The 24043-nt window shown below is 63.2% G+C and carries 20 protein-coding genes; 11 read left to right on the top strand and 9 right to left on the bottom strand.

What is annotated here, in order from left to right:
• The first annotated feature begins 439 nt into the window (after positions 1-439).
• Complete coding sequence (locus tag V5738_RS01300; RefSeq protein WP_423822590.1) at positions 440-1723, top strand: ATP-binding protein; 1284 nt, start codon at positions 440-442, stop codon at positions 1721-1723.
• A 123-nt stretch (positions 1724-1846) separates the two neighbouring features.
• Positions 1847-2971, top strand: coding sequence for a glycosyltransferase family 9 protein (locus V5738_RS01295; protein WP_423822589.1), 1125 nt, complete (start codon positions 1847-1849; stop codon positions 2969-2971).
• Here the strand turns inward: V5738_RS01295 and V5738_RS01290 are convergent.
• Positions 2952-3527, bottom strand: a complete 576-nt coding sequence (locus V5738_RS01290; RefSeq protein ID WP_423822588.1) for a gamma-glutamylcyclotransferase family protein — start codon at positions 3525-3527, stop codon at positions 2952-2954. The two genes, V5738_RS01295 and V5738_RS01290, sit on opposite strands and share 20 nt — an antisense overlap.
• 35 nt (positions 3528-3562) lie before the next feature.
• Here V5738_RS01290 and V5738_RS01285 point away from each other — a divergent pair, with 35 nt between their 5' ends.
• Together V5738_RS01285 and corA are read left to right on the top strand one after the other, a co-directional pair.
• Positions 3563-4693: a glycerate kinase gene (locus V5738_RS01285; protein WP_423822587.1), complete on the top strand. Its 1131-nt coding sequence runs from the start codon at positions 3563-3565 to the stop codon at positions 4691-4693.
• A gap of 64 nt (positions 4694-4757) precedes the next feature.
• Positions 4758-5711, top strand: coding sequence for a magnesium/cobalt transporter CorA (gene corA, locus V5738_RS01280; RefSeq protein ID WP_423822586.1), 954 nt, complete (start codon positions 4758-4760; stop codon positions 5709-5711).
• A gap of 3487 nt (positions 5712-9198) precedes the next feature.
• On the opposite strand, the gene V5738_RS01275 is transcribed toward corA, so the two are convergent.
• On the bottom strand, positions 9199-9963 hold the full coding sequence (locus V5738_RS01275) for an MlaA family lipoprotein (RefSeq protein WP_423822585.1): 765 nt from the start codon (positions 9961-9963) through the stop codon (positions 9199-9201).
• Positions 9960-11273 (bottom strand): alpha/beta hydrolase, encoded by a 1314-nt coding sequence (locus V5738_RS01270; RefSeq protein ID WP_423822584.1) that lies wholly within the window; start codon positions 11271-11273, stop codon positions 9960-9962. Before V5738_RS01270 ends, V5738_RS01275 begins: the two co-directional genes overlap by 4 nt.
• Positions 11274-11433: 160 nt before the next feature.
• On the opposite strand from V5738_RS01270, the gene V5738_RS01265 reads away from it, so the two are divergent.
• A complete protein-coding gene (locus V5738_RS01265) occupies positions 11434-12459 on the top strand; it encodes an NAD(P)/FAD-dependent oxidoreductase (protein WP_423822583.1) in 1026 nt (341 codons plus the stop codon).
• A gap of 20 nt (positions 12460-12479) precedes the next feature.
• On the opposite strand, the gene V5738_RS01260 is transcribed toward V5738_RS01265, so the two are convergent.
• Complete coding sequence (locus V5738_RS01260; RefSeq protein WP_423822582.1) at positions 12480-13787, bottom strand: NAD(P)/FAD-dependent oxidoreductase; 1308 nt, start codon at positions 13785-13787, stop codon at positions 12480-12482.
• Between the two features lie 211 nt (positions 13788-13998).
• Here V5738_RS01260 and V5738_RS01255 point away from each other — a divergent pair, with 211 nt between their 5' ends.
• Positions 13999-14547, top strand: coding sequence for a superoxide dismutase family protein (locus V5738_RS01255; RefSeq protein WP_423822581.1), 549 nt, complete (start codon positions 13999-14001; stop codon positions 14545-14547).
• A 434-nt stretch (positions 14548-14981) separates the two neighbouring features.
• On the opposite strand, the gene V5738_RS01250 is transcribed toward V5738_RS01255, so the two are convergent.
• The 3 genes from V5738_RS01250 to V5738_RS01240 all read right to left on the bottom strand — a co-directional run bounded on the left by V5738_RS01250 (position 14982) and on the right by V5738_RS01240 (position 17650).
• Positions 14982-16940, bottom strand: coding sequence for an OPT family oligopeptide transporter (locus tag V5738_RS01250; RefSeq protein ID WP_423822580.1), 1959 nt, complete (start codon positions 16938-16940; stop codon positions 14982-14984).
• Positions 16941-17049: 109 nt separating this feature from the next.
• Complete coding sequence (locus V5738_RS01245) at positions 17050-17406, bottom strand: hypothetical protein (protein ID WP_423822579.1); 357 nt, start codon at positions 17404-17406, stop codon at positions 17050-17052.
• A complete protein-coding gene (locus V5738_RS01240) occupies positions 17366-17650 on the bottom strand; it encodes a hypothetical protein (RefSeq protein WP_423822578.1) in 285 nt (94 codons plus the stop codon). The genes V5738_RS01245 and V5738_RS01240 overlap by 41 nt, the downstream gene beginning before the upstream one ends.
• Before the next feature lie 142 nt (positions 17651-17792).
• Here V5738_RS01240 and V5738_RS01235 point away from each other — a divergent pair, with 142 nt between their 5' ends.
• The 4 genes from V5738_RS01235 to V5738_RS01220 all read left to right on the top strand — a co-directional run bounded on the left by V5738_RS01235 (position 17793) and on the right by V5738_RS01220 (position 20843).
• On the top strand, positions 17793-18656 hold the full coding sequence (locus tag V5738_RS01235) for a transporter substrate-binding domain-containing protein (RefSeq protein ID WP_423822577.1): 864 nt from the start codon (positions 17793-17795) through the stop codon (positions 18654-18656).
• An 85-nt stretch (positions 18657-18741) separates the two neighbouring features.
• Complete coding sequence (locus V5738_RS01230) at positions 18742-19401, top strand: amino acid ABC transporter permease (RefSeq protein ID WP_423822576.1); 660 nt, start codon at positions 18742-18744, stop codon at positions 19399-19401.
• A gap of 15 nt (positions 19402-19416) precedes the next feature.
• Entirely contained in the window at positions 19417-20190 is a 774-nt protein-coding gene (locus V5738_RS01225; RefSeq protein ID WP_423822575.1) for an amino acid ABC transporter ATP-binding protein, read from the top strand.
• The gene (locus tag V5738_RS01220) at positions 20187-20843 is read left to right on the top strand and encodes an amino acid ABC transporter permease (RefSeq protein WP_423822574.1); all 657 of its coding nucleotides are present in this window, start codon (positions 20187-20189) and stop codon (positions 20841-20843) included. Before V5738_RS01225 ends, V5738_RS01220 begins: the two co-directional genes overlap by 4 nt.
• Positions 20844-20971: 128 nt before the next feature.
• On the opposite strand, the gene V5738_RS01215 is transcribed toward V5738_RS01220, so the two are convergent.
• Together V5738_RS01215 and V5738_RS01210 are read right to left on the bottom strand one after the other, a co-directional pair.
• Positions 20972-21847, bottom strand: coding sequence for a glycine betaine ABC transporter substrate-binding protein (locus V5738_RS01215; RefSeq protein WP_423822573.1), 876 nt, complete (start codon positions 21845-21847; stop codon positions 20972-20974).
• A 129-nt stretch (positions 21848-21976) separates the two neighbouring features.
• Entirely contained in the window at positions 21977-22513 is a 537-nt protein-coding gene (locus tag V5738_RS01210; RefSeq protein ID WP_423822572.1) for a DUF421 domain-containing protein, read from the bottom strand.
• Between the two features lie 329 nt (positions 22514-22842).
• On the opposite strand from V5738_RS01210, the gene asd reads away from it, so the two are divergent.
• The gene (asd, locus tag V5738_RS01205) at positions 22843-23958 is read left to right on the top strand and encodes an aspartate-semialdehyde dehydrogenase (protein WP_423822571.1); all 1116 of its coding nucleotides are present in this window, start codon (positions 22843-22845) and stop codon (positions 23956-23958) included.
• The last annotated feature ends 85 nt before the right edge of the window (positions 23959-24043 follow it).

The raw sequence follows: 24043 nt of genomic DNA, 5'->3' as shown, positions 1-24043 counted from the left end.
GGTTGCGCCCCAAATCGCATCTAGCCGCGTTACGCGCCTTGAGCATGGCATGGCCAGAACCGGTGGCTCGCGCCCGCCCGCTACGATTTGGGGCGGCAACGCGGCGTTCGGACAAAACCTCAATACGCCATAGCCTCTGTTGAGGTCTCGCATGCTCTCGCCGCAGACGCCGAACCGTGTCGAGTCCAGCCCGAGCGCTAAGCGCCGCTAGGCGGGCCCCGGCGCGTGCCGGCTCGCATCGAACGATTCCTGCCTGCGACATCCGGCTTACTCGCCCGGGCCTGATAAGGTCATTCGCTATGAATCGACGCGCCGGGTCCGCCCGATACGCCATACTGCGGCGCTTTCGACACATTCGCTTTGACGGCTCGTGGGGCATGTCTGAATACTCGCGCTGCCGCCGGCTCATCCATGTTCCCTGGTGCGAAAGGTATATCTCGTGAAGGCAGGCCTTAGCCGACTGTTTTCCCGCCCCCGCGACAGTCTCCAATTCCGGGTGACTTTCGCGCTGGCACTGTTCGTGGCGATCGTGATCAGCGCCATGCTGCTGGCGCTGTTCACCATCAACGGGCGGCTCAAAACCGAACTGCTCAACGCCATCGTGGCGCATGAAATGTCGGAACTGGTCGATGATTACCCCACCGAGGGCAATTCGGCCATCCCCCACTCGGCCAATCTGATTGGCTATGTGGTCGCCCCGAGCGAACGCGATCAGCTGCCCGAAGCACTGCGCGGACTCGGTCCCGACGTGGACGGCGTGACGCTGACTTATGACGACCACACCTATCGCGTCGGCACCCAGCAAATCGGCGATAAGCAGGCTTATCTGGCCTACGACATCACCGCGATCGAGAATCGCGAATCGATGTTCAAACTGGTGGCGATCGCGGCCGCGCTGCTGGTGCTTGCCCTGGCTGTGCCCCTGGGGGCCTGGATCGCTCGTATCAGCCTCAAGCCGATCAACGCCCTGGCCGATCATGTCGCCAGCCTGCAACCGGGCCCGCGGACCACGCGCCTGGGCCAGCAGTTCGAACACTACGAAGTCGGGGTGATCGCCCGCGCCTTCGATCGTTTTATGAGCCGGCTCGAGGAATTCGTTGAACGCGAGCGCAGCTTCACCGCCGATGCCAGCCATGAACTGCGTACGCCACTGGCCGTGATCCAGGGGGCGGTCGAGGTATTACAGCAAAACCCACAGCTGGCGGGCAGCGGCCCGCTGACCCGGATCGACCGGGCCTCGAATCAAATGGCCGAGTTGATCGAAGCACTGTTGTTTCTGGCACGCGACGAGCAGCCCGAACTCGACGGCGCCCATCCGACCTGCCAGGCCGACCAGGTGGTCCGCGAAGTCGTGGATGCCTATCGACCGCTGATGACGAAAAAACAGCCCGAAATCGGCACCCTAGATGCCTGTGAAATCCAGGCGCCACGGATCGCCCTAGTGATCGCCTTCGGCAACCTACTACGCAACGCCATCCGCCACGGCGGCAACCAAATCCGCATCACGCTGGCCGACCATCGGCTGATCGTGACCGACAACGGGGCCGGCATGAACAGCGACGTACTCGAACACGCCTTCGATCGCGGTTATCGTTACGGGCCTGGTGCCGGTTTGGGCCTGGGCCTATATCTGGTCAAGCGGATCGCTGATCGCTACGACTGGCGCATTCGAGTCGCGAGCCGGCCCAATGAAGGGACGCGGATCGAGTTGGATCTGAACTGACCAGCGTTCTGACAGCGGCGTTCATCTCGCGCTGATCTGTTGGTGACAAGCTTATTCGACAAGCTTTTTCTGGCCTATCTTTCTGGCCGGGCGGGTCGGGCGATCACAGGAAGGCGACAAGCTTTGAGCAAGAACAAGCAACAACACCCTCCAAAGGGTTTCGCGGCCCGCTCTCGGCAATGGCGACGCAACAATCGCCGCCGATTCAACCAACTGCTGGCGCGCCTACTGGGCACGCCGGAAGCCCGGCGACGGCCGCTGGCCGCCGATACGCGCCGGATCCTGGTCGTGCGCTTGAACAAGCGGCTCGGCAATATTCTGTTCCTCACCCCAATGCTGCGTAGCCTGGCCGCGACCCTGCCCGAAGCCCGTATCGACGTTGTCATCCAAAGCCAGGCTCAGCAGAAACTGCTACAGACCCTACCCGGGGTGGATCGGGTCTGGATCCAGGAGCCCAACCTGTTCGGCACGCTGCGCCTACTGCGCCGTCTACGGCGTCGGCGCTACGATCTGACCATCGACCCGACTGGTAATTCGGCCAGCAATCGTATCGCCGTCGCCTTGGTACGCACGCGACAGCGCCTGGGGTTTGCCAAAAACGATCAATGGCTGCCGCTCACCCATGCTGCCGGCCGGCCGAGCAGCCGTCACCAGGCGCTGCAGGCGGTCGAGCTGTTGCGCAACGCGATCTCCGAGCCGCCAGTGACCACCTTCGACACTCTGGCGGTGTTCCCCAACGAGACCGACCGAGAGGCCGCCGAGGCTCATTGGCACAACGCGCTGGGCCGCTATGCGAATTCCGGCGCCCCGGTGGTCGGTTTTTTCAGCCGCGCCACCGGACGCAAAGCACTGCGCCCGCACTGGTGGCAAGCCTGGATTCTAGAAGTCCGACGGGCCGCGCCGCAGGTCGTGCTGCTTGAAATCCTGCCGGACGACAACGCCGATCCGATCGTGCCGGAGATCGCTCATATCGCGGTCAAGCCTCTGACCGAGCTGGCGGCTGTGATTTCGCGCATGGACCAGTTCGTAGCCGCCGACAGCGGCCCCATGCATCTGGCGGCCGCGGCCGGCACGCCGGTCATCGGGCTGTTCCGCGCAACCCGGCCGAGCGATTATGCCCCGCTGGGCCAGCATTGCACGACCATCGAAGGCCAGGCGCTGACCCCGGCCGGCGTGGCCGGCGAACTGGCGCGCCGGCTCAACCACGGCGATACAGCTCCGGCTCGGGTCAGCGGCGCTCGAGAATAACGTTGTCGGGCGTCTCTTGGAGAATTTCCCGATTGGCCGCGATGCGCTCGGGATCGGGATCGGTGGCCACCGGCACCGCCGCCAGACCATCGATCCAGTCCGTCGGCAGGCCATGTTCGACTGCACCAGCGACCACGAAATCCCGATACCAGCCGAACGGCGTCAGGCTATCGTCCAGCCATTCGCTACGGCCACGATAGATCGCCGCGGTCACCGGCCCCTGCGCTCGGCCCGTTTCCAGCTCCAGAAAATGATAGGCCGGGCCTTCGGCCGCATGCAGATCGTCGAGCCGCTCGGCATCCAGTTCGAACAACACGCCGTGTACGCGATCGGCCAAGTCTTGGGTGGCCCGGACATTGCACTTGGCCGAACCGTCGTTGCCGATCAGATGCCAGTGCAGCTGATGTCCGTCCAGCCAAGCCGGGCCCAGCGGCCGGACACTGGGCACACGCCGCGCCAACCGCGCGGTACACATATTCGAGCCGTAGGCAAAGTAATACATCGCCGATTTGTCGCCGTCACGGCCGATGGCCGCGGTATCGTAAACTGAAGGCATCGAGCCTACACCACCCAGCAGCAGGGAAGACACGCATGTCGGATCATACGGTCGTGATCGCACCGGATAGCTTCAAGGGCAGCCTGTCGGCCGCAGATGTGGCCCAAGCTCTCGCTGATGGTTTGGCTAGCGGCGAGACGCCGCCGACCACCCGGATCGCACCCATGGCTGACGGCGGTGAGGGTACGCTCGATGCGGTCGCGGCGACCACCGCCGGCGAATGGCATCACACCACGTTGCTGGGCATCCACGGCCAATCGCTGGATGCTCCCTGGTATGCCATGGACGACGGCCCCGCGGTGCTGGAATCGGCGACCGTGCTCGGGCTGCCGTTGATCGAGGCCTGCGCCGAAGCGCCGCCGCTGGCCGAACGCAGCAGCTATGCCCTGGGCACACTGATCGCCGATGCCTTGGACAGTGGCGCCCGGGATATCGCGATCGGCCTGGGCGGCAGTGCCTGCAACGACGCCGGACTGGGTCTGCTGAGCGCGCTCGGCGCGACTGCCTATGACAGCGCCGGCCAGCCCGTTACCCCGAGCATGAACGGCCTGCTGCAGCTCGCCCGCATCGATCTGGCCGGCCTCGATGCCCGGCTGGCCGAGACCCGGCTACGCATCCTCTGCGATGTCGACAATCCGCTGCTCGGCGACAATGGCGCGAGCCGGGTCTATGGCCCACAGAAAGGCCTGACCGAGGACGATATCGCCGAAGTCGAGGCGGCCTTCGAGCAGCTCGCCGACCAGACCCGAGCCCGCGACAAGAGCGAGTGGCCCGGCAGCGGCGCTGCCGGCGGACTGGGTTTTGCGTTAGCCGTACTGGGCGGCAGCCTGGAATCCGGCGCCGAAGCGATCCTCAAGATCACCGGCCTGGCCGCGACCATGGCCGAAGCCACCTGCGTGATTACCGGCGAGGGCCGCTCCGATCGCCAGACCTTAGCCGGCAAACTGCCGCTGGCAGTGGCCCGTGCCGCGCGACCAACGCCCACGATCCTGGTCAGCGGCGCGATTGCCGAGGATGCCCGCGACGAGCTGGCCGACTATTTCGCAGCCACCTATACCCTGGTCGAGCGCGCCGGCAGCGTCGATGCCGCGATCGCGGAGCCGGCCCGCTGGCTGACCGAAATTGGCCGCACCCTGGCCTCGCGGATCACCGACCTGGCACGCTGACACGACAGCGCCCTGGCGCTGCCCTATCATGGCCGCGCCTGCCCCTTCCGACCGGAGAACGGCCATGCTGCGAAGCTTCGCCATCAACCACGGCCGCATCGTCGAGGACCGCTCGTCGGACACGCCGCTGTCCGAACGACTGGCCCATGCCCATTGGATCGATGCGCTCGAGGCCGATGACGCCGAGCGATCCGAGCTCACCCGCTTTCTTGCCGATGAGCTACCCGAGGACGAAGACGTCGAGGAGATCGAGTCCTCGGCCCGCTACTTCGTCGATCCGGACGGTATCCACGTCCACTCGTTGTTTCTATCCCAGAGCGAAGGCCGTCACGACACCGAGACGGTCGCCTTCATTCTGCAGAAAGAACGTCTGATCACCCTGCGCGACGATGATCTGGCCGATTTCCGGCTGCTGCGCATGCGCGCCCGAGCCGGTCAGGTCGAGGTCGATTCGCCGGAATCGCTGCTGGTGACATTGTTCGACCAGAAAGTCGAGAACCTCGCCGATACGGTCGAGGATATCCATCTCGATCTGGAAAAAGTCAGCCACAGCGTGCTCGAGGACGAAGACGCCGACTACGAAGAGGCCATCGACGCCCTGGCCAAACTAGAGGATTCCTGCGGCAAGATCCGGCTGTGCCTAATGGATACTCAGCGCTCGATTTCGTTCATCATGCGCCATCTGCCGGCCCGGGCGCCCGAGCGCGACACCGCCCGCGAGATTCTGTCCGATGTCGACACATTGATGAGCCATATCGCGTTTCTGTTCGACAAAATCAACTTTCTGATGGACTCGACGGTCAGTTTCATCAACATTGAACAAAACCAGATCATCAAGATCTTTTCGATCGCTGCCGTGGTCTTTTTGCCGCCGACCCTGGTCGCCAGCATCTATGGCATGAACTTCACCCACATGCCGGAACTGTCCTGGCAATACGGCTATCCGATGGCGATCGGTCTGATGATCGCCGCGGGCATCGCGCCGTATCTGTACTTCAAGCACAAGAACTGGCTCTGACGCCGACGTGCCGACCGGGCTTGCGATTTATCTCTGCAGCCAGTGTTTGGATACACAGGGTACTAATTCGAATCCCGAGGTTAACGGAACCTAGGTCCCGCACAGAGGCACGAAAAAACAGCCGATTACGACTCCAAACTGCCGCGAGCCCACGCTGTATTAATCCCTTGGGCGCAGCGCCGAGCAGCGGAGGCCGCAAACGATAAAGACGGCCGGATGTCTGAGTCGTGCGTAGCACGGCGAGTTTCCGGCCGTCCGCTTGCGGCCACAGCCGCGCAGGGCACCGATGCGCAAGCATCGGCGCAAGACAGGGTGCCCTTTGTTTTGGCTACTTTTATTTGGGCAAGCAAATAAAAGTGGCTCGCGCCTCAGCGCGAAACAGCCCGGTGTGGCCGGCACGTGGGTTATTCAAAGCACTCGGGTTCAAGGCTTGGCGTATCTGATTTGAGCCACGAGGTGAGTTAGAACTCGGTTTCGCACTGCTGTGCGAGCCCCTTCTTTTGCTTGCCCAAAAGAAGGAGCCAAGAAAAGGGCACCCGAACACGGCGCCGGCTACGCCGGTGCACTCCGATGCTCGCGGCCACGGGATGCGGCCAGAACTCGCGTCGCTTTGGCGACGCTCAAACAGCTGGCCGCACCGGCGCTGTGCGCCGGACACCCGTCGCCGCTGCGCGTCTGCGTCGCCGCGTCACGGGGCGGAATACAAACCAGGCCATCCACGGTATCGCCGGCCCGCTCTGTATCCAGCCCTTGGGCGCAGCGCCGAGCAGTGGAGGGCGCAAGCGATAAAGACGGCCGGATGTCTGAGTCGTGCATAGCACGGCGAGTTTCCGGCCGTCCGCTTGCGGCCGCAGCCGCTCAGGGCACCGATGCGCAAGCATCGGCGCCAGACAGGGTGCCTTTCTTTTGGTGACTTTTCTTGGGCAAGCAAGAAAAGCCACTCGCGCTTCAGCGCGAAACAGCCCGGTGTGGCCGGCACGTGGGTTGTTCAAAGCACTACGGCCCGGGATCTGGCGTATCTGATTCTGGCCACGAGGTGAGTTAGATCTCGGTTTCGCACTGCTGTGCGAGTCCCTTTATTTGCTTGCCCAAATAAAGGAACCAAACAAAAGGCACCCGAACACGGCGCCGGCTACGCCGGTGCACTCCGATGCTCGCGGCCACGGGATGCGGCCAGAACTCGGACCGCGTTGGCGGCCCTCAGACAGCTGGCCGCACCGGCGCTATGCGCCGGACACCCGTCGCCGCTGCGCGTCTGCGTCGCCGCGTCACGGGGCGGAATACAAACCAGGCCATCCACGGTATCGCCGGCCCGCTCTGTATCCAGCCCTTGGGCGCAGCGCCGAGCAGTGGAGGCCGCAAGCGATAAAGACGGCCGGATGTTTGAGTCGTGCGTAGCACGGCGAGTTTCCGGCCGTCCGCTTGCGGCTGGAGCCGCGCAGGGCACCGATGCGCAAGCATCGGCGCTAGACAGGGTGCCTTTCTTTTGGTGACTTTTCTTGGGCAAGCAAATAAAAGTGGCTCGCGCATCAGCGCGAAACAGCCCGGTGTGGCCGGCACGTGGGTTGTTCAAAGCACTACGGCCCGGGATCTGGCGTATCTGATTCTGGCCACGAGGCGAGTTAGATCTCGGTTTCGCACTGCTGCGCGAGTCCCTTTATTTGCTTGCCCAAATAAAGGAACCAAACAAAAGGCACCCGAACACGGCGCCGGCTACGCCGGTGCACTCCGATGCTCGCGGCCACGGGATGCGGCCAGAACTCGGACCGCGTTGGCGGCCCTCAGACAGCTGGCCGCACCGGCGCTGTGCGCCGGACACCCGTCGCCGCTGTGCGTCTACGTCGCCGCGTCACGGGGCTCAATACAAACGCCACAACGCCAAGCTCTGGCGTGCCGTGCCTGTATTGGGTCCCTTGGGCGCAGCGCCGAGCAGCGGAGGCTGCAAGCGATAAAGACGGCCGGATGTTTGAGTCGTGCGTAGCACGGCGAGTTTCCGGCCGTCCGCTTGCGGCCGGAGCCGCGCAGGGCACCGATGCGCAAGCATCGGCGCTAGACAGGGTGCCCTTTGTTTTGGCTACTTTTATTTGGGCAAGCAAAAGAAGGGGCTCGCGCATCAGCGCGAAACAGCCCGGTACGGCTGGCTCGTGAGTCGTTCAAAGCACTTTGGCTCAGGATCTGGCGTATCTGATTCTGGCCACGAGGCGAGTTAGAACTCGGTTTCGCACTGTTGTGCGAGCCCCTTCTTTTGCTTGCCCAAATAAAGGAACCAAACAAAAGGCACCCGACACGACGCCGGCTAACGCCGGTGCACTCCGATGCTCGCGGCCACGGGATGCGGCCAGAACTCGGACCGCGTTGGCGGCCCTCAGACAGCTGGCCGCACCGGCGCTGTGCGCCGGACACCCGTCGCCGCTGCGCGTCTCCGTCGCCGCGTCACGGGACGGAATACAGATCGACCGCCCGCTGCCGCGTGGCGAGCCTGCGCTGTATTAAGTCCCTTGGGCGCAGCGCCGAGCAGCGGAGGCTGCAAGCGATAAAGACGGCCGGATGTTTGAGTCGTGCGTAGCACGGCGAGTTTCCGGCCGTCCGCTTGCGGCTGGAGCCGCGCAGGGCACCGATGCGCAAGCATCGGCGCAAGACAGGGTGCCCTTTGTTTTGGCTACTTTTATTTGGGCAAGCAAATAAAAGTGGCTCGCGCATCAGCGCGAAACAGCCCGGTGTGGCCGGCTCGTGGGTTGTTCAAAGCACTCGGGTTCAAGGCTTGGCGTATCTGATTTGAGCCACGAGGTGAGTTAGATCTCGGTTTCGCACTGCTGTGCGAGTCCCTTTATTTGCTTGCCCAAATAAAGGAACCAAACAAAAGGCACCCGAACACGACGCCGGCTACGCCGGTACACTCCGATGCTCACGACGACGGGATGCGGCCAGAACTCGGGCCGCTTTAGCGGCCCTCAAACAGCTGGCCGCACCGGCGCGATGCGCCGGACACCCGTCGCCGCTGCGCGTCTCCGTCGCCGTGTAACGGGGCTCAATACAAACGCCGCAACGCTAAGCTCTGGCGTACCGTGCTTGTATTGGGTCCCTTGGGCGTAGCGCCGAGCAGTGGAGGGCGCAAGCGAACAAGACGGCCGGATGTCTGAGTCGTGCGTAGCACGGCGAGTTTCCGGCCGTCCGCTTGCGGCCGCAGCCGCGCAGGGCACCGATGCGCAAGCATCGGCGCCAGCCAGGGTGCTTTTTGTTTTGGCTACTTTTATTTGGGCAAGCAAATAAAAGTGGCTCGCGCATCAGCGCGAAACAGCCCGGTGTGGCCGGCTCGTGGGTTGTTCAAAGCGCTTTGGCTTGGGATCTGGCGTAGCTGATTCTGGCCACGAGGCGAGTTAAACCCCGATTTTTTTACTCACGTCCGAGTTTTCTTCGGCCCTCGGACCACAGACACTAGAAAGGCACCGAACACAACGCCGGCGCCTATTCATAGCAATGCTCCTGGCTAGTGCGCGACTTCCAAAGCGCGATAGTTCATATAGACCAACCGTACCAGCGTGTATTCGAACGGCGAACCGGTCTGGTAATAGCGGAAGTTGGTCTGGTCGCGCTTATTGAGCACATACATCAGGTTATAGGCCACGCTGCCTGGCAGATTGCCACTGGTTTGCAATGGGTCCAGGGCATAGAACAGGCCTTGATCAGCCGCCAATCCACCAGCATCGCGCAGGTTGGACGGCCCGAAGAACGGCAGCACCAAATACGGCCCGGTGCCAACGCCATAGTGGCCCAGAGTCTGGCCGAAGTCTTCGTTGCGCTGTTCCAGCCCCATCGGTGTGGCCGGATCGAACAGGCCGGCTAACCCTACGGTGGAATTGATCACGAACCGCGAAGCCGTTACCGCCGAACTCTTGGGTTTGAGCTGTAGCACGCTGTTGGTAAAGGTGGTGATCTCATCCAGATTGGAGAAGAAATTCGCTACCCCGGTACGCACGAAACCCGGGGTATACCGATCGTAGACGTGCACCACCGGCAGCAACGCGTACTGGTCGGCCAGCGCGTTGAACCGATAGACCCGTCGATTGTAGCCCTCGAGCGGATCCGCGATCGCCAACGGATTGGCTGTGGTCTGGCTGGCCGGGGTACCGTCCGGTGTCGACTTGGCGACGGTGTCGGGCGGCGGCGTAGAAGCACAGGCGCCGAGCATCAGGCACAGCGCCATCAAAGCCAGCGCCTGCCGGCTCGAACGGATAGAGAACAAGACAGTCATTGCGAGAAATAATCCTGCAGCGCGTGGATCGTTTTCTTGTAGCTCAGGTTGCCCAGATGCCCCCCGTGGGGCCGGATGCGTACCCGATCACCGAAGGTATTGCGCAAGAAATCGACTTCGCTGTCGTTCAAGATCGGGTCGTCAGCGTTGGTGAACACCGCCATGCGGTCGTCGTTGCGCAAAAATGGGGCGATGCTGTGCAGATCGGCCTCGGAGGTGAGCCGCGAGCGGCTCAGGTCACGGCCGTCGCGATTCCAGTACGGCAGCAGCAGCTGATCGATATAGTCGGCGAACGACATGCGAAACGATCGGCGCAAGTACACGCCCAGCGAGTCGTAGGGCCCGAGCGTGACGTTTTCCGGCACGATCACATCCGAATGGGTGAGCACATCGGAGGCGAACGCCATATTGGCCAGCGACAGCCGAAACGCCAGACCGACGATCGCTCCGATCTGCTTCTGATCGAAGGCCCCGCTCCGATACGCCTGGTACAGCGTGTCTTCATCGAAGCGCAGCGGCTGGCCACTGTCCTGGGTTTGCTCGATCTGGCCGAGCGTCTGAGCCAAGAACTCGGGTACCGCATCGAACCCGCCGGGCAGGTTCTCGCTCAGCAGATCGTCCATGCGCTTAACCGACGTCCACAAGCTCACCGCCGGGTTGATCAGCAGCACATGATCGAAATCGAACACCTGGCGGCGCTGGTCGAGATGGGCGACGAACGCGGCCTCGGTCGCGCCGAGGCTCCATCCGGACAACGAATAACCGGTGACGTCGTGGCCGTTCGATACGTCATCGCGTACGGCCTGCATCATGCGATACAGATCACGTACATCGCTCGGCATACGACCGGGCACCGGGTGGTTGGCCGCACCCAGCATGAACGTCACGCTGGTCGGCGACGGCAAACAGGCCACGCTGTAACCGACCTGATACAACGCCCGCGATAGGGTGACGCATTTGCTGGTCAACGCCGACGCACCGGTGCCGGCGATCACGAACGCCAGCGGCGCCGGATGGTCCTGAGCGGCCAGCAGGTACTGCAGCGGGCGCGCATAGCGTAGCGTATCCGGCGTATCGCGCTCGACCAGCGGCTTGAGCGTCCGGATCGAAAAATTCGCCTTGGTCGGCAGATCGGCCTGGAGTTTCGACGGCGTGCCAAGCACGGTCGCCGTTAACGGTTTTTTGAACGGATACGGCTTGATCTGTTGATCGGCCGCCTGCGCTGACTCGGTGTTCGGCGCAGCACCCGGGGGGCCGGATTTGGACTCCCCCCCCTGTGTTGCGCAACCCGCCACGGCCCACGAGAGCATGAGTACACTCGCCAACCGCCGCCACGAAACTGTAACCACGAGCCTCCCGAAACAATGAATCGATTTGCTTCATCATACCGATAAACTAGCGGCACATGGCTACAAGCTATTGATGATTCATAACTAAATACCCGAACCCTTTACCACGCAAGGATCGACCATGACCGATATTCTCATCATCGGAGCCGGCGTGGCCGGCATGGCCGCCGCCGAGCAGCTCGTCCGCGCCGGTCATACCCCCCGGTTGATCGATAAGGCGCGTCGTCCTGGCGGCCGCTGCGCGACACGCCGTGTCGACGCCGCGCAAGATGCCGACTGGTTCGACTACGGCGCCCAATACTTCACGGTGCGCGAAGACGCCTTCCGGCGCATCGTCGATGCCGACCTGGCTACCGGCCGCCTGACCCACTGGACGCCCAAGGTGGCGCTCGCCGAGCAGGTCGTCGGCACTTGGCTGGTCTCGCCCTCGCCGGACGAACGCGAGCGCCTGATCGGCCCGAGCGGTCTTAACGGCTGGGTACGCGAGCGGCTCGAGGCGGCCCGCCTGACGGTCGAAACCGAGCGCTTGGTCCAAAGCGTGGCAGCCGAGGACAACGGCTGGCGCGTTGTCTTTGAAAACGGCGACGCCGAAACAGCGCCGGCCGTGCTGCTGACTCCGCCGGCGGCCCAGAGCGCGGCTCTGCTGGGCCAGCATGCAGGCTCGATCGATCCCCTGGCCGCGGCCGACAGCGCCCTGTCGGCCTGTCATTCCGTGGTTGTCGAAGCACCGCCGCTGGTCGATACCCAGGCGATCTTTTTCAAGTCGGGACGACTATCCTGGGTGGCCGACAATACCCACAAGGCTGGCCGGCTACGTGATCGCCACCTTTGGACGCTGCATGCCGACGCCGACTACAGCGATGCCCATGTGGACACGCCGGCCGCCGAACTGGCCGACGAGCTGATCGCCGAGTTCGCCGCAGCTACGGCGCAATCGCCCCTCGATATATCGCTCGTGCGCAGCCATCGCTGGCGCTATGCCCGCCCGGGCCGTGGCGCCCCGGACGAGGAACAGATCTGCTGGGTCGACAAGGGCCAACGTCTGGCGCTGGCCGGAGACTGGCTGGCCGGCGGCCGGGTCGAAGGCGCCTGGCTGTCCGGCCATATCGCAGCGCTACGGCTGATCGATGCCCTGGCCGGCGCTTAAAACAGCGCCGGCCGGCTGGATCAATGTAGTTTCAAACGCGGCCGCAGCACGCTATTGATGCCGTCGACGATCGCCTTGAGCGTGGTCTTGAACACGCCGTGGATCGCCCGCTGGTGCATGCGATACAGCGAGACATAGAAGATCTTGGCCAGCTTGCCTTCGATGAACAGGCTGCGCCCGGCTGCCGCACCTCGCATCAAACTGCCCACGGCATCGAAATGGGCCAGCGAGATCAGCGAGCCGAAATCGCGATACTTGAACGACTTCAACGGCTTGTCGTGCATGGCAGCAAGCAGGTTGTGATACACCGTAGTCGCCATCTGATGCGCCGACTGGGCTCGCGGCGGCACCCATTTATCCTCGCCCATCGGGCAGGCCGCGCAATCGCCGAGGGCGAATACACGTTCGTCGTCGAGGCTGCGCAGGGTGTCGTGGACCTGGATCTGATTGTTCGGGCGTGTCGTTAAGCCCAGTTCCGACAGTAGCGATGCACCACGTACGCCGGCTGCCCATACCGTCAGATCGGCATCGATACGCGCACCGGCCTTGGTCAGAAAGCCGGCCTCGTCGGCCTGGGTAATCATGGTCTCGGTATGGATGGTCACGCCCAGATTCTTGAGCTGCTGGGCGACCGAGCTGCCGATCCGTTCGGGCAGGGCCGGCAGCACGCGCGGGGCGGCCTCGATCAAATGTACGTCGAGCTGTTCGCGTTCGATTTTGGTATAGCCGTAAGCCGAGAGCATGTCGGTCGCCGACAGTAGTTCCGCCGACAGCTCTACCCCGGTCGCGCCACCACCGACGATCGCGATCGACAATCGCGACGCCTGGCCATCGGGCCCGCCCGAGCTATGCCGCAAAAACGTATTGAGCAGCGCCCGCCGGAAGGTCTCGGCCTGGGCGGTACTGTCCAGAAAATAGCAATGGTCGGCCACGCCCGGGGTGCCGAAATCGTTGGATACGCTGCCCAACGCCAACACCAGATAGTCGTAGGGCAGTTCGCGTTCGGCCAGGATCTGCTCGCCGTCATCGTCATGGATCGGCGCTAGCCGTACCGTGCGGGCCTCGCGATCCAGCCCCGCCATCGCGCCGAGCTGATAGCGATAGCCATGCGTCCGGGCATGGGCCGGATAAGACACTTCGTCCAGGCTCTGGTCGAGCGCGCCAGTAGCCACTTCGTGCAGCAGCGGCTTCCAGATATGGGTGGGATTAGCGTCGACCAGCGTGATTTCGGCCTTGCCGGAACGGCCGAGCTTGCGCCCCAGGTTCGTGACCAGTTCCAGACCGCCGGCGCCACCGCCAACGACCACGATGCGTGGTGTATCGGACATATCGATGTCGTTTCCTTGCAGCCAGCCACAGTCTCGCGCCGGCAGAATCAATTCCGAATCACTTTCCGTGACCGGCCACCGCTGCGCATCATACTTTAGTCTAATATCCAGATACGAATATGGGGTTCCATACTGCGGCGTGCCGCCGGGAGTCGCCTCAATGGAGCCGAAGATGCTTTACTCGACTCTCATGCTTACTGGGATATCCGCTATGCCCCGTTATCGCACGATGATCTTGCTGGGCCTGGCCCTTGCGGCCTCAGCCCCGACCCTGGCCGCGACCGATGCCGAGGCACCCCAGGCCGCTGTCGCCATATTGCACGGCACCCAGGCATATCCCGAGGCGAGCGCTACCATCCGCTTTCGCCCGACCGACAACGGCCTGGCCTACACCACCGATGCCCAAGGCCTGCCGCCGGGCCAGCATGGCTATCATATCCATCTGTATGGCGACTGCTCGGCCGCGGATGGCAGTTCCGCCGGCACCCACTTCAACCTGCAAGGCAGCTCCACCAATCCGCCGCCCGATATCGACCGCATCACTGGCGATCTCGGCAATCTGGACGTCGCCGACGACGGCACGGCCCACGACTCGGGCCGGCTCGAAAACGGCCAGCTTTCGGGGGCCAAATCGATCATCGGCCGCGGCGTGATCATCCACGCCAAGCCCAACGATCCCGCGCAGCCGCCGATCGGCGCCGCCGGGGCCCGCCAAGCCTGTGGCGTGATTGGTGCGGCGGCCGCAGACCAGGCGAGCTAGACCAGACACGAAGGCCCGTACATCCGGCGTCGTACGCTACGCCAGATGCCGCCGTGTCTGATCGGAGGCGGGTACGCGCCGCCAAGAGCAGCACAGAGGCTCTGCCAGCCGACGGTGGCGGTTTGGCCGGATACGGTGGCCAGCGCGGGCAGGCGGCCCACAAAACAACGGGGCGTTCCACGGCCGCCAACTAAAACGCCGCGCCTGGAGCTGGCTGCACGCCGAGGCGCCGCGAGTGCGGCGTCGTGGCACAGCATCAATAAGCGGCCACGCTGGATTGCAGCCAAACAGCCGTTGTTGCGAAAGGGCCGCCCTAAATCGCACCGGGCCACGTTAAGCGCCTTGATCGGGGCACGCCCAGCACCGGCGGCTCGGGCCTGGCCAGCCACGATTCGGGGCGGCCACGCGGCGCTCGGACGAAACCTCTAAACGCCCTAGCCTCGCGCACGCCGCATCGTGGCGCGATACAGCAGCGCGGTCACGACCAGGAATACGAGCGTGCCGAGCCCCAGCGCGACCGGCGCAAATCCCGACCCCACCACGGCCAGCGGCGAATCCGTACCGGTGGCCGCGACGATTCCGGCGAACACCACCCCGAACAGACTCTCGCCTACGATCATCCCGGTCGCCGTGAGCACGCCCAGCCGACGCGCGAAATCGGCATGCCGTTGATGCTGGGCCCAGCGGTCATAGAAACGCCCGACCACCGAACCGACCACCACCGGCAACGTCACCGCCATCGGCAGATACACGCCGATGCCGATTGCCAGCGGTGGCAGACGCATTCGTCCGGTCCGAGCCAGGGCTTCATCGAGCACAACTGCAACCACGCCGATGGCCGCGCCGATGCCGATCATCGACCAGTTGAGATTGCCGCCCAATACACCTTTGGCCAGCGACGAGATCAGCGCGGCTTGGGGCGCCGGCAGCGCATTGGCCGTAGCGTTGGGCGCCCCGGCAAAGCCGAAAGCGGTATTGAGCAGCCCCATGACCGGCGGAATCACCAGCGAGCCAAAGCCCACGCCGAACACCAGAGCGAGCTGCTGTTTCCAGGGCGTGGCGCCGACCAACTGCCCGGTTTTGAGATCCTGCAGATTGTCGTTCGAGATCGTGGCCACACCGAATACCACGCCGGTCACGATCAGCCCATAGGCCACCAGCGCCTGGGTTGTACCCTCGGGGTGATCGCGGCCGAACAGTGCCACCAACAGCAGCGAGGCCGCCACGATCGACAGAATACCGATCCCCGAAATCGGGCTATTGGAGGCCCCGATCAACCCAGCCATATAACCGGAAACCGCGGCGATGACCAGCCCGGCGACCACCACAAACAACAGCGAGCCCGCGATCAGGATTGGCGCCGAGTCGGCCAGCACACCGCCGGCGATCAGATGCCATAGCAGCATGCCGATCGGCACCAGCGTGAGCAGTGCCACCAGCCCGACGATGCCAATCGGCATATCGCGCTCGATCACCGGCCGCTCGCCGCCGTCCTTGGCTGCGGCCGAGGCTGCGAGCGCCGAACGAATGCCGGCGATCACCGGCCCGATGATGCGCAGCAGGGTCCAGATCGCCGCCACGCCGATCACCCCAGCGCCCAGAAAACGTACGTCGGCCGAAAACACGGTCGTGGCCACATGCTCGGCCGAGCCGGTGACACCGGCCCATGCCGTGAGAATCGGCAGCGCGACCCACCAGCCGATCGCCAGCCCGATCAGCATCGCCATGCCGACCGATAGCCCCACTAAATGCCCAGCCCCGAGCAGCGCGAACGACAGACTCCCCGAGATACCGGTGGCCCCGGCGCCGGTGCGAAACCACAGCGCGGCTTCGCCAACCACGAGTTTCATCTGGGCCGCCAGGGCAAACGCTGCCGAGGCCAGCGCGTTGACCACGATCACCGCCAACCCGGCCGCACTTTCGGCAGCCCCCTCGCGGGAGCCGGCCCCGACCTTGAGCACCTCGGCAGCCGCCCGGCCTTCCGGATAGGGCAGATCGGCATCCACCACCAACGCGCGCCGCAACGGCACCGAAAACATCACGCCCAGCAGGCCGCCGGTGGCACAAATGACCGCCGTGGTGACGAAATCAAAGCCCTGCCACCAACCGATCATCACCAGACCGGGCAGCACGAAGATGATCGCCGACAGCGTGCCCGCGGCCGAGGCCACTGTTTGAACGATATTGTTCTCTAAAATCGTGGAGTCGGCGAACGCCCGTAGCACGGCCATCGAAATCACCGCGGCCGGGATCGAGGTCGCGAACGTCAGGCCCACCTTGAGCCCGAGATAGACGTTGGCTGCGGTAAAAAAGAACGTGATCAGACCGCCGAGAATGATCCCTCGTACGGTCAGTTCGGCCGCGCCAGTGCGCGGGCTACTGGTATCGCTCACATTGTCCCCAATATCGTGATTCGACTGCGCTGTGACGACATAGCGCCAACAGGCAGGCTGGACGCTTGCTTGCCCAGACCTGCCGATATACAAAAATTGCGCCGGGCGCTCAGGCCATCAGAACTAGAGCTGCCAGGCCAAAGGCAGCCACCCCGCCGAGCACGCCGACGAACACTGCCCCTACTCTATAGCCGCATCGCCAATACCAACCGGCAACCCCAAGAAAAGCAGAGCCGAGGCTATACATCACGACGAAGGCGGGCTCATAAAGCTCATCCAGGCGCTGCGCAAGTACTCGATCGAGCCCCCACATCACACCGATCTGGAGCACGCCCGCGAGACCGCCGCGCCAGAACGCGACCAGCGCCGCCAGCCAGGTTCGGCCGGCGAACTGCTCCGGCGTTGGCCACTCGGGCAGGCGACGGCTAATCTGTCTGTCGAGCCAGAATAACGCCCGGGTGTGCATCTTGGGCCCTGGACTGCACCTCGTGCAGGGAATAAGCCATGACCCCGCCTTGGCCCAGCGTCAAAAAGAAAATCAGGCCAACGCCGACCAGCGTCTGGCGGCCGGCCACTCGGCTGGCATCGACATCAGACGAGCCGCGCGCCTGTTCGCTGGCAAGCCGGCGGCGCGCCGGTACGATGATATTGAGAACCACGGTAGCGACTAATGGCAGATAGGCCAGCGTAGATAATAATAATAATCCCAAGGCAACTCCCCCTTTGGGAATCAACTAACCAGAGTTTGCTGCGCTAAGCAACGATTCGCCGCTACGATGCTGAATCTACAATCGGGGTATGCTTCAATAAGACCCGACCACCGTATTTTGGCGCGTCACCGGAGACGCCCGGGTGGATTGCGTCTTTTGGTACGACAAACTGGAACTCACAATGCGCGTGATCTGTATTTTGTTGATCGCCCTGGCCGCGATGCTGGGCTCGACGGCCACCTGGGCCAAGACCTTCGTTGCGGGGATCGAACCGTCCTTCCCGCCCTGGGCGTCGATGGATCACGGCAAGGTGGTCGGCATCGCCCCGGATGCGGTGCGCGCAATCGCCAAGCAGCAGGGCTTCGACGTGAAGTTCCGCTCGATGTCGTTTTCATCGCTGATCCCGGCGCTCAAGGCCGGCAAGATCGATATCCTGGTCACCGGCCTGACCGTTACCCCGGAACGCGCCCAGCAGATCGATTTCACCGTGCCTTGGTGGCAGATCAAGCTTGATGTGATGGTCCCCGCCGATTCCGACCTGACCGCCGAGCAGGCACTGGGCAACGGCCACACCATCGGCGTGCAGACCGGCACCAGCAACTACGACTATTTAAAAAACCAGGTTGCCGGCCAGGGCAAGGACATCAATATCAAAACCTACGAACAAGGCACTACGGCCCTGCAGGATCTGTTGATCGGCCGGATCGATGCCCAGTTCCTGGATGATGATACGGCCCAGAAATTCGTCGCCGACAACCCGGACAAGGTCAAGATCGCGGGCAAGATCAACCCGCAGCCGCCGCAGGTCTATGCACTAGGCGTAGCCAAGGGCAATACGAAGCTATTGAAACAGCTCAACGCCGGCGAAGTCGCGATCTACAAGTCCGGCCAGTGGGCCAAGATCGTGCACCAATACATGCCCAATGCCGAAGTCAGCGAAGTCCCCGGCGAAATGCCAGCCGGTATCGACTCCTACAAAACACCGATCCCCGGACTGTCGCAGTAGCACCGCCCGGCTCGTGTTTCGGCCGGCGATCGCAGCCCGTGGTCGCCGGCCTTTTTAACGTCATGCCCCCACCGATCGACACGCGATGATCTACCAGGCCATCTGGGAAAATCTGCCGTATCTGGCCGAAGGCGCCGCCGTAACGATCGCCCTGGCCGTTGCCTTGCTGGCGATCGGGCTGGTGGTCGGCACCGGCCTCGGTTTGGCCCAGAGCTACGGCGGCCGGCTGGCCTGGGCGCTGGCCACTTTGGTCGAACGGGTGCTGCGTGCGATCCCGGCCGTGGTGCTGCTGTTTCTGTTTTACTACGGTATTTCCAGCGTCTACGACATCTCGTCGTTTACGGCGGCAGCTATCGCGCTGGGGCTGCGCTCGGCGGCCTATCAATCCCAGATCGTGCGCGGTGCGATTGCCTCGGTACCGCCCGGCCAGATGGCTGCGGCGCGGGCGATCGGCCTGAAACAGCGGACCGCGATCTGGAACGTCGTACTGCCCCAGGCCGCCCGGCAGGCGATCGGCCCCTGGACCAACGAAGCCCTGTCCGAACTCAAGGACACATCGCTGGCCTATACCATCGGGGTGGTCGAGCTGATGCGTCAGGCCGACTACATCGTTTCGGCCAACTACGGCCATACCCTGGCCGTCTATTCAGCTGCGGCCGCTGTCTATCTCGTGTTGTCGCTGGCCGCCACCTGGGGGCTGTCCCGCCTGGACCGGCGCCTGCGGGTGCCCGGTTTCGCTCACTAGCCGCGTTGTGCTGCCATGACCGATTCATACCTGATGCGGGTCTCGCATCTGACCAAGCGCTTCGGCGAGACTACCGTGCTGGACGATATCTCACTGGATGTCGCGGCCGGCGAGGTCAAGGGCGTGATCGGCCCCTCCGGGGCCGGCAAATCCACCCTGATCCGTTGTCTGAACGGCCTGGAACCGATCGATGCCGGCCAAATCTGGCTGGACGACACCGAGCTGACCGCGAAAAAAGCCGATCTGGACGGCCTGCGGGCACGCATCGGCTTCGTGTTCCAAGACTTCAACCTGTTCACCCACCTCACCGTGGCCGACAATATCCGGCTGGGCCTGCGCAAGGTGCGCGGCCTGGATCGCCGCTCGGCCGACGAGATCGCGAAACGCGAACTGGCCCGGGTCGGGCTCGAAAGCAAATGGGATGCCTATCCGGCGGAACTGTCCGGCGGCCAGCAGCAGCGGGTATCGATCGCCCGGGCGCTGGCCATGGAACCAGAGCTGATGCTGTTCGACGAGCCGACCTCGGCGCTGGATCCGGAATCGGTCGGCAGCGTACTGCGGGTGATGCGGGAACTGGTCGCCGAAGGCATGACCATGGTCATCGTCTCCCATGAAATGGCGTTCATCGAAGCCGTGGCCGACGACATCCTGTTCATGGCCGAGGGACGGGTGGTGGAAGAAGGCTCCGCCGAGCAGATTTTTAAGAATCCACGCGAACAGCGCACCCGGGATTTCATCGATGGCATCGCTGCCGCCTTGGTCGGCGAAGCCGAGGCCGACACACGATGAACGACTGGCTGGGCTTTGCCTGGAACAATCTGCCGGCGCTTCTGGCCGGGACCGGCTATACGCTAGAGATATGGGTCGTGGCCATGCTCGGTGGTTTCGTCGCCGGCTGGGTCTTGGCAGTAGCCCGGGTTTATGGCGATCCCGTATCCAAAACCCTGGCGACCGGCTATATCGAATTGATCCGCGGTACTCCGCTGCTGGTCCAGATGTTCATCGTCTATCAGGGCCTGCCACAGATCGGCATCGTATTCTCACCGCTGGTGGCGGCGATGGTGGCGATCGGCATCAATACCGCGGCCTATCAGGCCGAATACTTCCGGGCCGGGATTCGCGCGGTTCGCCCCGGCCAACTGGCGGCCGCCCGAGCGATCGGGCTGTCGCGGCTGCAGTCGATCGGCCATGTCGCACTGCCCCAGGCCTGGCGTATCGCCCTGCCGCAGTGGACCAACGAAGTGGTCATCGAGTTGAAATACACCTCGGTGGCGTTTGCCATCAGCGTGCCCGAGCTGATGGGCCAGGCCAAGATGATCGGCGCCAACAGCTTCAAATACTTTCAGATCTTTCTCGTGGCCGCCTTGATCTATCTGGTGTTGGTGAGCGCAGTTACCCTGCTGCTCGACCAGGTCGAGCGGCGCTATGCGCTGCGCCAGTAGGCCAGCCGAATGAATCGATGCCAGGCCCTCGCCTGGCGCGCTGAAGCACGCGCCACGCGAGGGCTCCCGCCGCATACGAGAGTGAGGTTACAACAGCCCGATACGGCTTCCCATCAAGGGGCTAAGGCCTAGCTCTCGGCCAGCCAGGATTTCACCACCTTCGGATGCTCGGCGATGAATGTCTTGGCCGCCGCGTCGTAGGAGGTTTTGTTGGCCTCGGCGAGCATGGCGTTGATCTGATCGATCGAAAATTCCATCCGGGACAGGAAAGCAGCCACTTCCGGATTGTCTTTTTTCAGCGACGGATTCGCGATCACGTCCACATGGTCTTCGTCGCCGAGGATGTTTTTCGGATCGTCGATATAGCGCACATCGAAGCGCTCCCACATCCAGTGCGGGCTCCAAGCTGTGACCACGATCCATTCGTGGTTAGCGATCGCCCGCTTGAGGGCCGCAGTCATGGCCGGGCCACTGGCTGTGACCAGCTTCATGTTGTCCAGACCGTAGGCTTCCATGGCCTTGTGCGACAACTGCATCTCGCCGGCCCCGGCAGAAATCCCCTGGATTTTGCCGCCGAGCTTGTCGGCGATTTCGGGCTTTTTCAGATCGGCGATGCTGTTGAGCTGATCCTTGGGCACATAGTTCGGTACAGCCCAGCCGATCCGGGCACCCGGATAAATAGTGCCCAGATTGTCGACCTGATCCTCGACCCGGGCCATGTAGTCGGCATGGGTCTTGGGCAGCCAAGCCGCGAGGAACACGCTGTTGTCGTTTTTCGCCGTGCCAAGAAACGATACGCCGACCGAAACCGATTTAAGCGTGACCGAGGTGTCGTAGTGCGCTTCGATGAGATCGCGGGCTACTCGGCTGATCGCTTCGTCGCCGGCATAGTTGTCGGTATAGATGGTCACCGGGGCGCCCGCGGCAAAAACGGGGCCGGCGGCGCTCAAGGCGAGCAGCGTGGTCGCGGCAAGATAACGAGTACGGCGTAAAAACCTGTTCATCCTGGGATGGTCCTCCAACAATATGAACCCACAAGCTTGGCCAGCCGCGTGGCCCCGTGCAAGTCGGGACCGCTGGGCGGGCTACGGAGCTCATCGCATTGCAAGAACCACACCGGATTCAATCAGCGATCAGCGGGTATAGTCGCGGACGCCGTCGAGAATCCACGGCTGATCGCTCAGATCATGCCCTTCGCCGTGCAGCACATTGATGTTGCCGGTACCTTCCATGACCATAGCCTGAACCTGACGGGGATCCGAGACATTGGCCTTGCGCATATGCGAACGCAGGTCGTCCTCGGTGACCCGGGCCACCCGCAGATTCGCATGCTTGATCTCGCCCCCCGGGCCCATCAGCAGGATAGGCCGATTGTCGGCCACGGCCTCGATATGGCAATAGCGAGAACGCAGGTGCGACACCACGAGTTGTAGCGCATACAACGTAAGCACGGCCACCACGCCCTGTAGCAACGGCGGTTTCTTGGTGACCACGACACTGGCGACCATCGAACCCAGCGCGATCGTGACCACGATGTCGAACGTCGACATCTCGGCGAAGCTGCGCACGCCGGACAAACGCGCCACGGCGACCACGACTAGGTACAGAATAAACGTACACAGCGCGACCCAGACGAGGTTGGAGGGATTGGAAATGAACCAGTCTTTCATAGGTATTGGGCACCGTCGGCCGTTAGAACGTTGAGGGCAAACCGGCCAGTCGTTCGCCCTCATACCACTACATATCGCGTCACAGCCTAAATACAGTGCCGGGTTGTGTCAGCGCCTGTTTTACGCTCAAGCCAGACCGCCCGCAGCGCGGTGATTACAAACCACGCCTTGAGCTTGCTTGCGCCACCGGTCGCCGGCCAGTGCGCCCTCGCCTCGCCCGGCCACCGTCGCCCGGGACTACGCCAGGCATGCCCCGGCCTCGCATGAAACCCCGACACGCCCTAGACTAGATGCCGAATGACTCAAGCGATGACGATCGAGGAAATACAATGTTGAAAGTCGGTTTCGTCGGCTGGCGCGGCATGGTCGGCTCGGTGCTCATGCAACGCATGCTCGCCGACAATGATTACGAGGGCCTGGAACCGGTCTTCTTCTCCACCTCCCAGGCGGGCCAGCCCGGCCCCGATATCGGCCGCGATGTGCCACCGCTGGCCGATGCCAAGGATATCGATGCGCTCAAGGCCATGGATGTAATCGTGACCTGCCAGGGCGGCGATTACACCGGCGACGTCTATGGCCCGCTGCGCGAAGCCGGCTGGGACGGCTACTGGATCGATGCTGCCAGCAAGCTGCGCATGGCCGACGATGCGACCATCGTGCTCGATCCGGTCAATCGCGACGTCATCGACGCCGAACTGAAAAAAGGCACCAAGACCTTCTGCGGCGGCAACTGCACGGTCAGCCTAATGCTGATCGCACTCGGCGGACTGTTCGAGCGCGACCTGATCGAGTGGATGTCGGCCATGACCTACCAAGCGGCCTCTGGCTCTGGTGCCCAGCACATGCGCGAGCTGCTGAACCAGATGGGCGATCTGCATGCCTCGGTCAAGACCCAGCTGGATACGCCCTCTTCGGCGATCCTGGATATCGATCGCGATGTGACGGCAGCCATGCGCAGCGCCGATTTCCCGGTCGAGCAGTTCGGCTATCCACTGGCCGGCTCGGCCCTGCCCTGGATCGACTCGCCGATGGAATCTGGCCAATCCAAGGAAGAATGGAAGGCTGGCGCCGAGTCCAACAAGATCCTCGGCCGCCAGGATGCCCCGATTCCGATGGATGGCCTATGCGTGCGTATCGGCTCTATGCGCTGTCATGCCCAGGCGTTCACCATCAAGCTGAAAAAAGATATCCCGACCGCCGAGATCGAGCAGATGCTGGCCGATCACAACGAGTGGGTGAAAGTCGTGCCCAACGATAAGGACGCCACCCTCGAGAACCTGACCGCGGCCGCGGTCTCCGGCACCATGACCGTGCCGGTCGGGCGTATCCGCAAGCTGGCGATGGGCGGCGAATACCTGACCGCCTATACGGTCGGCGATCAGCTGCTCTGGGGCGCCGCCGAGCCGCTCAAGCGCATGCTCGGCATCCTGCGCGAAAAGATCTGAAGCCTCTCGGATCAAAACGGCGGTCCGCGGCGTCGATACGACGCCGCGGCCGCCGCTGTGGCTAACCTGGGCCGAGGCCGTCCGG

The organism is Salinisphaera sp. SPP-AMP-43, assembly GCF_049568105.1.
Lineage (GTDB): Bacteria > Pseudomonadota > Gammaproteobacteria > Nevskiales > Salinisphaeraceae > Salinisphaera.
Note: the sequence above shows the minus strand (reverse complement) of the source record. Positions and strands in the feature narration are given on the sequence as shown.

Coding starts and splice junctions, on each gene's coding strand:
- V5738_RS01275 (WP_423822585.1), bottom strand. CDS start 9,963: ATGACTGTCTTGTTCTCTATCCGTTCGAGCCGGCAGGCGCTGGCTTTG.
- V5738_RS01285 (WP_423822587.1), top strand. CDS start 3,563: ATGTCGGATCATACGGTCGTGATCGCACCGGATAGCTTCAAGGGCAGC.
- V5738_RS01210 (WP_423822572.1), bottom strand. CDS start 22,513: ATGAAAGACTGGTTCATTTCCAATCCCTCCAACCTCGTCTGGGTCGCG.
- V5738_RS01215 (WP_423822573.1), bottom strand. CDS start 21,847: ATGAACAGGTTTTTACGCCGTACTCGTTATCTTGCCGCGACCACGCTG.
- asd (WP_423822571.1), top strand. CDS start 22,843: ATGTTGAAAGTCGGTTTCGTCGGCTGGCGCGGCATGGTCGGCTCGGTG.
- V5738_RS01255 (WP_423822581.1), top strand. CDS start 13,999: ATGCCCCGTTATCGCACGATGATCTTGCTGGGCCTGGCCCTTGCGGCC.
- V5738_RS01220 (WP_423822574.1), top strand. CDS start 20,187: ATGAACGACTGGCTGGGCTTTGCCTGGAACAATCTGCCGGCGCTTCTG.
- V5738_RS01230 (WP_423822576.1), top strand. CDS start 18,742: ATGATCTACCAGGCCATCTGGGAAAATCTGCCGTATCTGGCCGAAGGC.
- V5738_RS01270 (WP_423822584.1), bottom strand. CDS start 11,273: ATGCTCTCGTGGGCCGTGGCGGGTTGCGCAACACAGGGGGGGGAGTCC.
- V5738_RS01245 (WP_423822579.1), bottom strand. CDS start 17,406: ATGCACACCCGGGCGTTATTCTGGCTCGACAGACAGATTAGCCGTCGC.
- corA (WP_423822586.1), top strand. CDS start 4,758: ATGCTGCGAAGCTTCGCCATCAACCACGGCCGCATCGTCGAGGACCGC.
- V5738_RS01225 (WP_423822575.1), top strand. CDS start 19,417: ATGACCGATTCATACCTGATGCGGGTCTCGCATCTGACCAAGCGCTTC.
- V5738_RS01290 (WP_423822588.1), bottom strand. CDS start 3,527: ATGCCTTCAGTTTACGATACCGCGGCCATCGGCCGTGACGGCGACAAA.
- V5738_RS01265 (WP_423822583.1), top strand. CDS start 11,434: ATGACCGATATTCTCATCATCGGAGCCGGCGTGGCCGGCATGGCCGCC.
- V5738_RS01260 (WP_423822582.1), bottom strand. CDS start 13,787: ATGTCCGATACACCACGCATCGTGGTCGTTGGCGGTGGCGCCGGCGGT.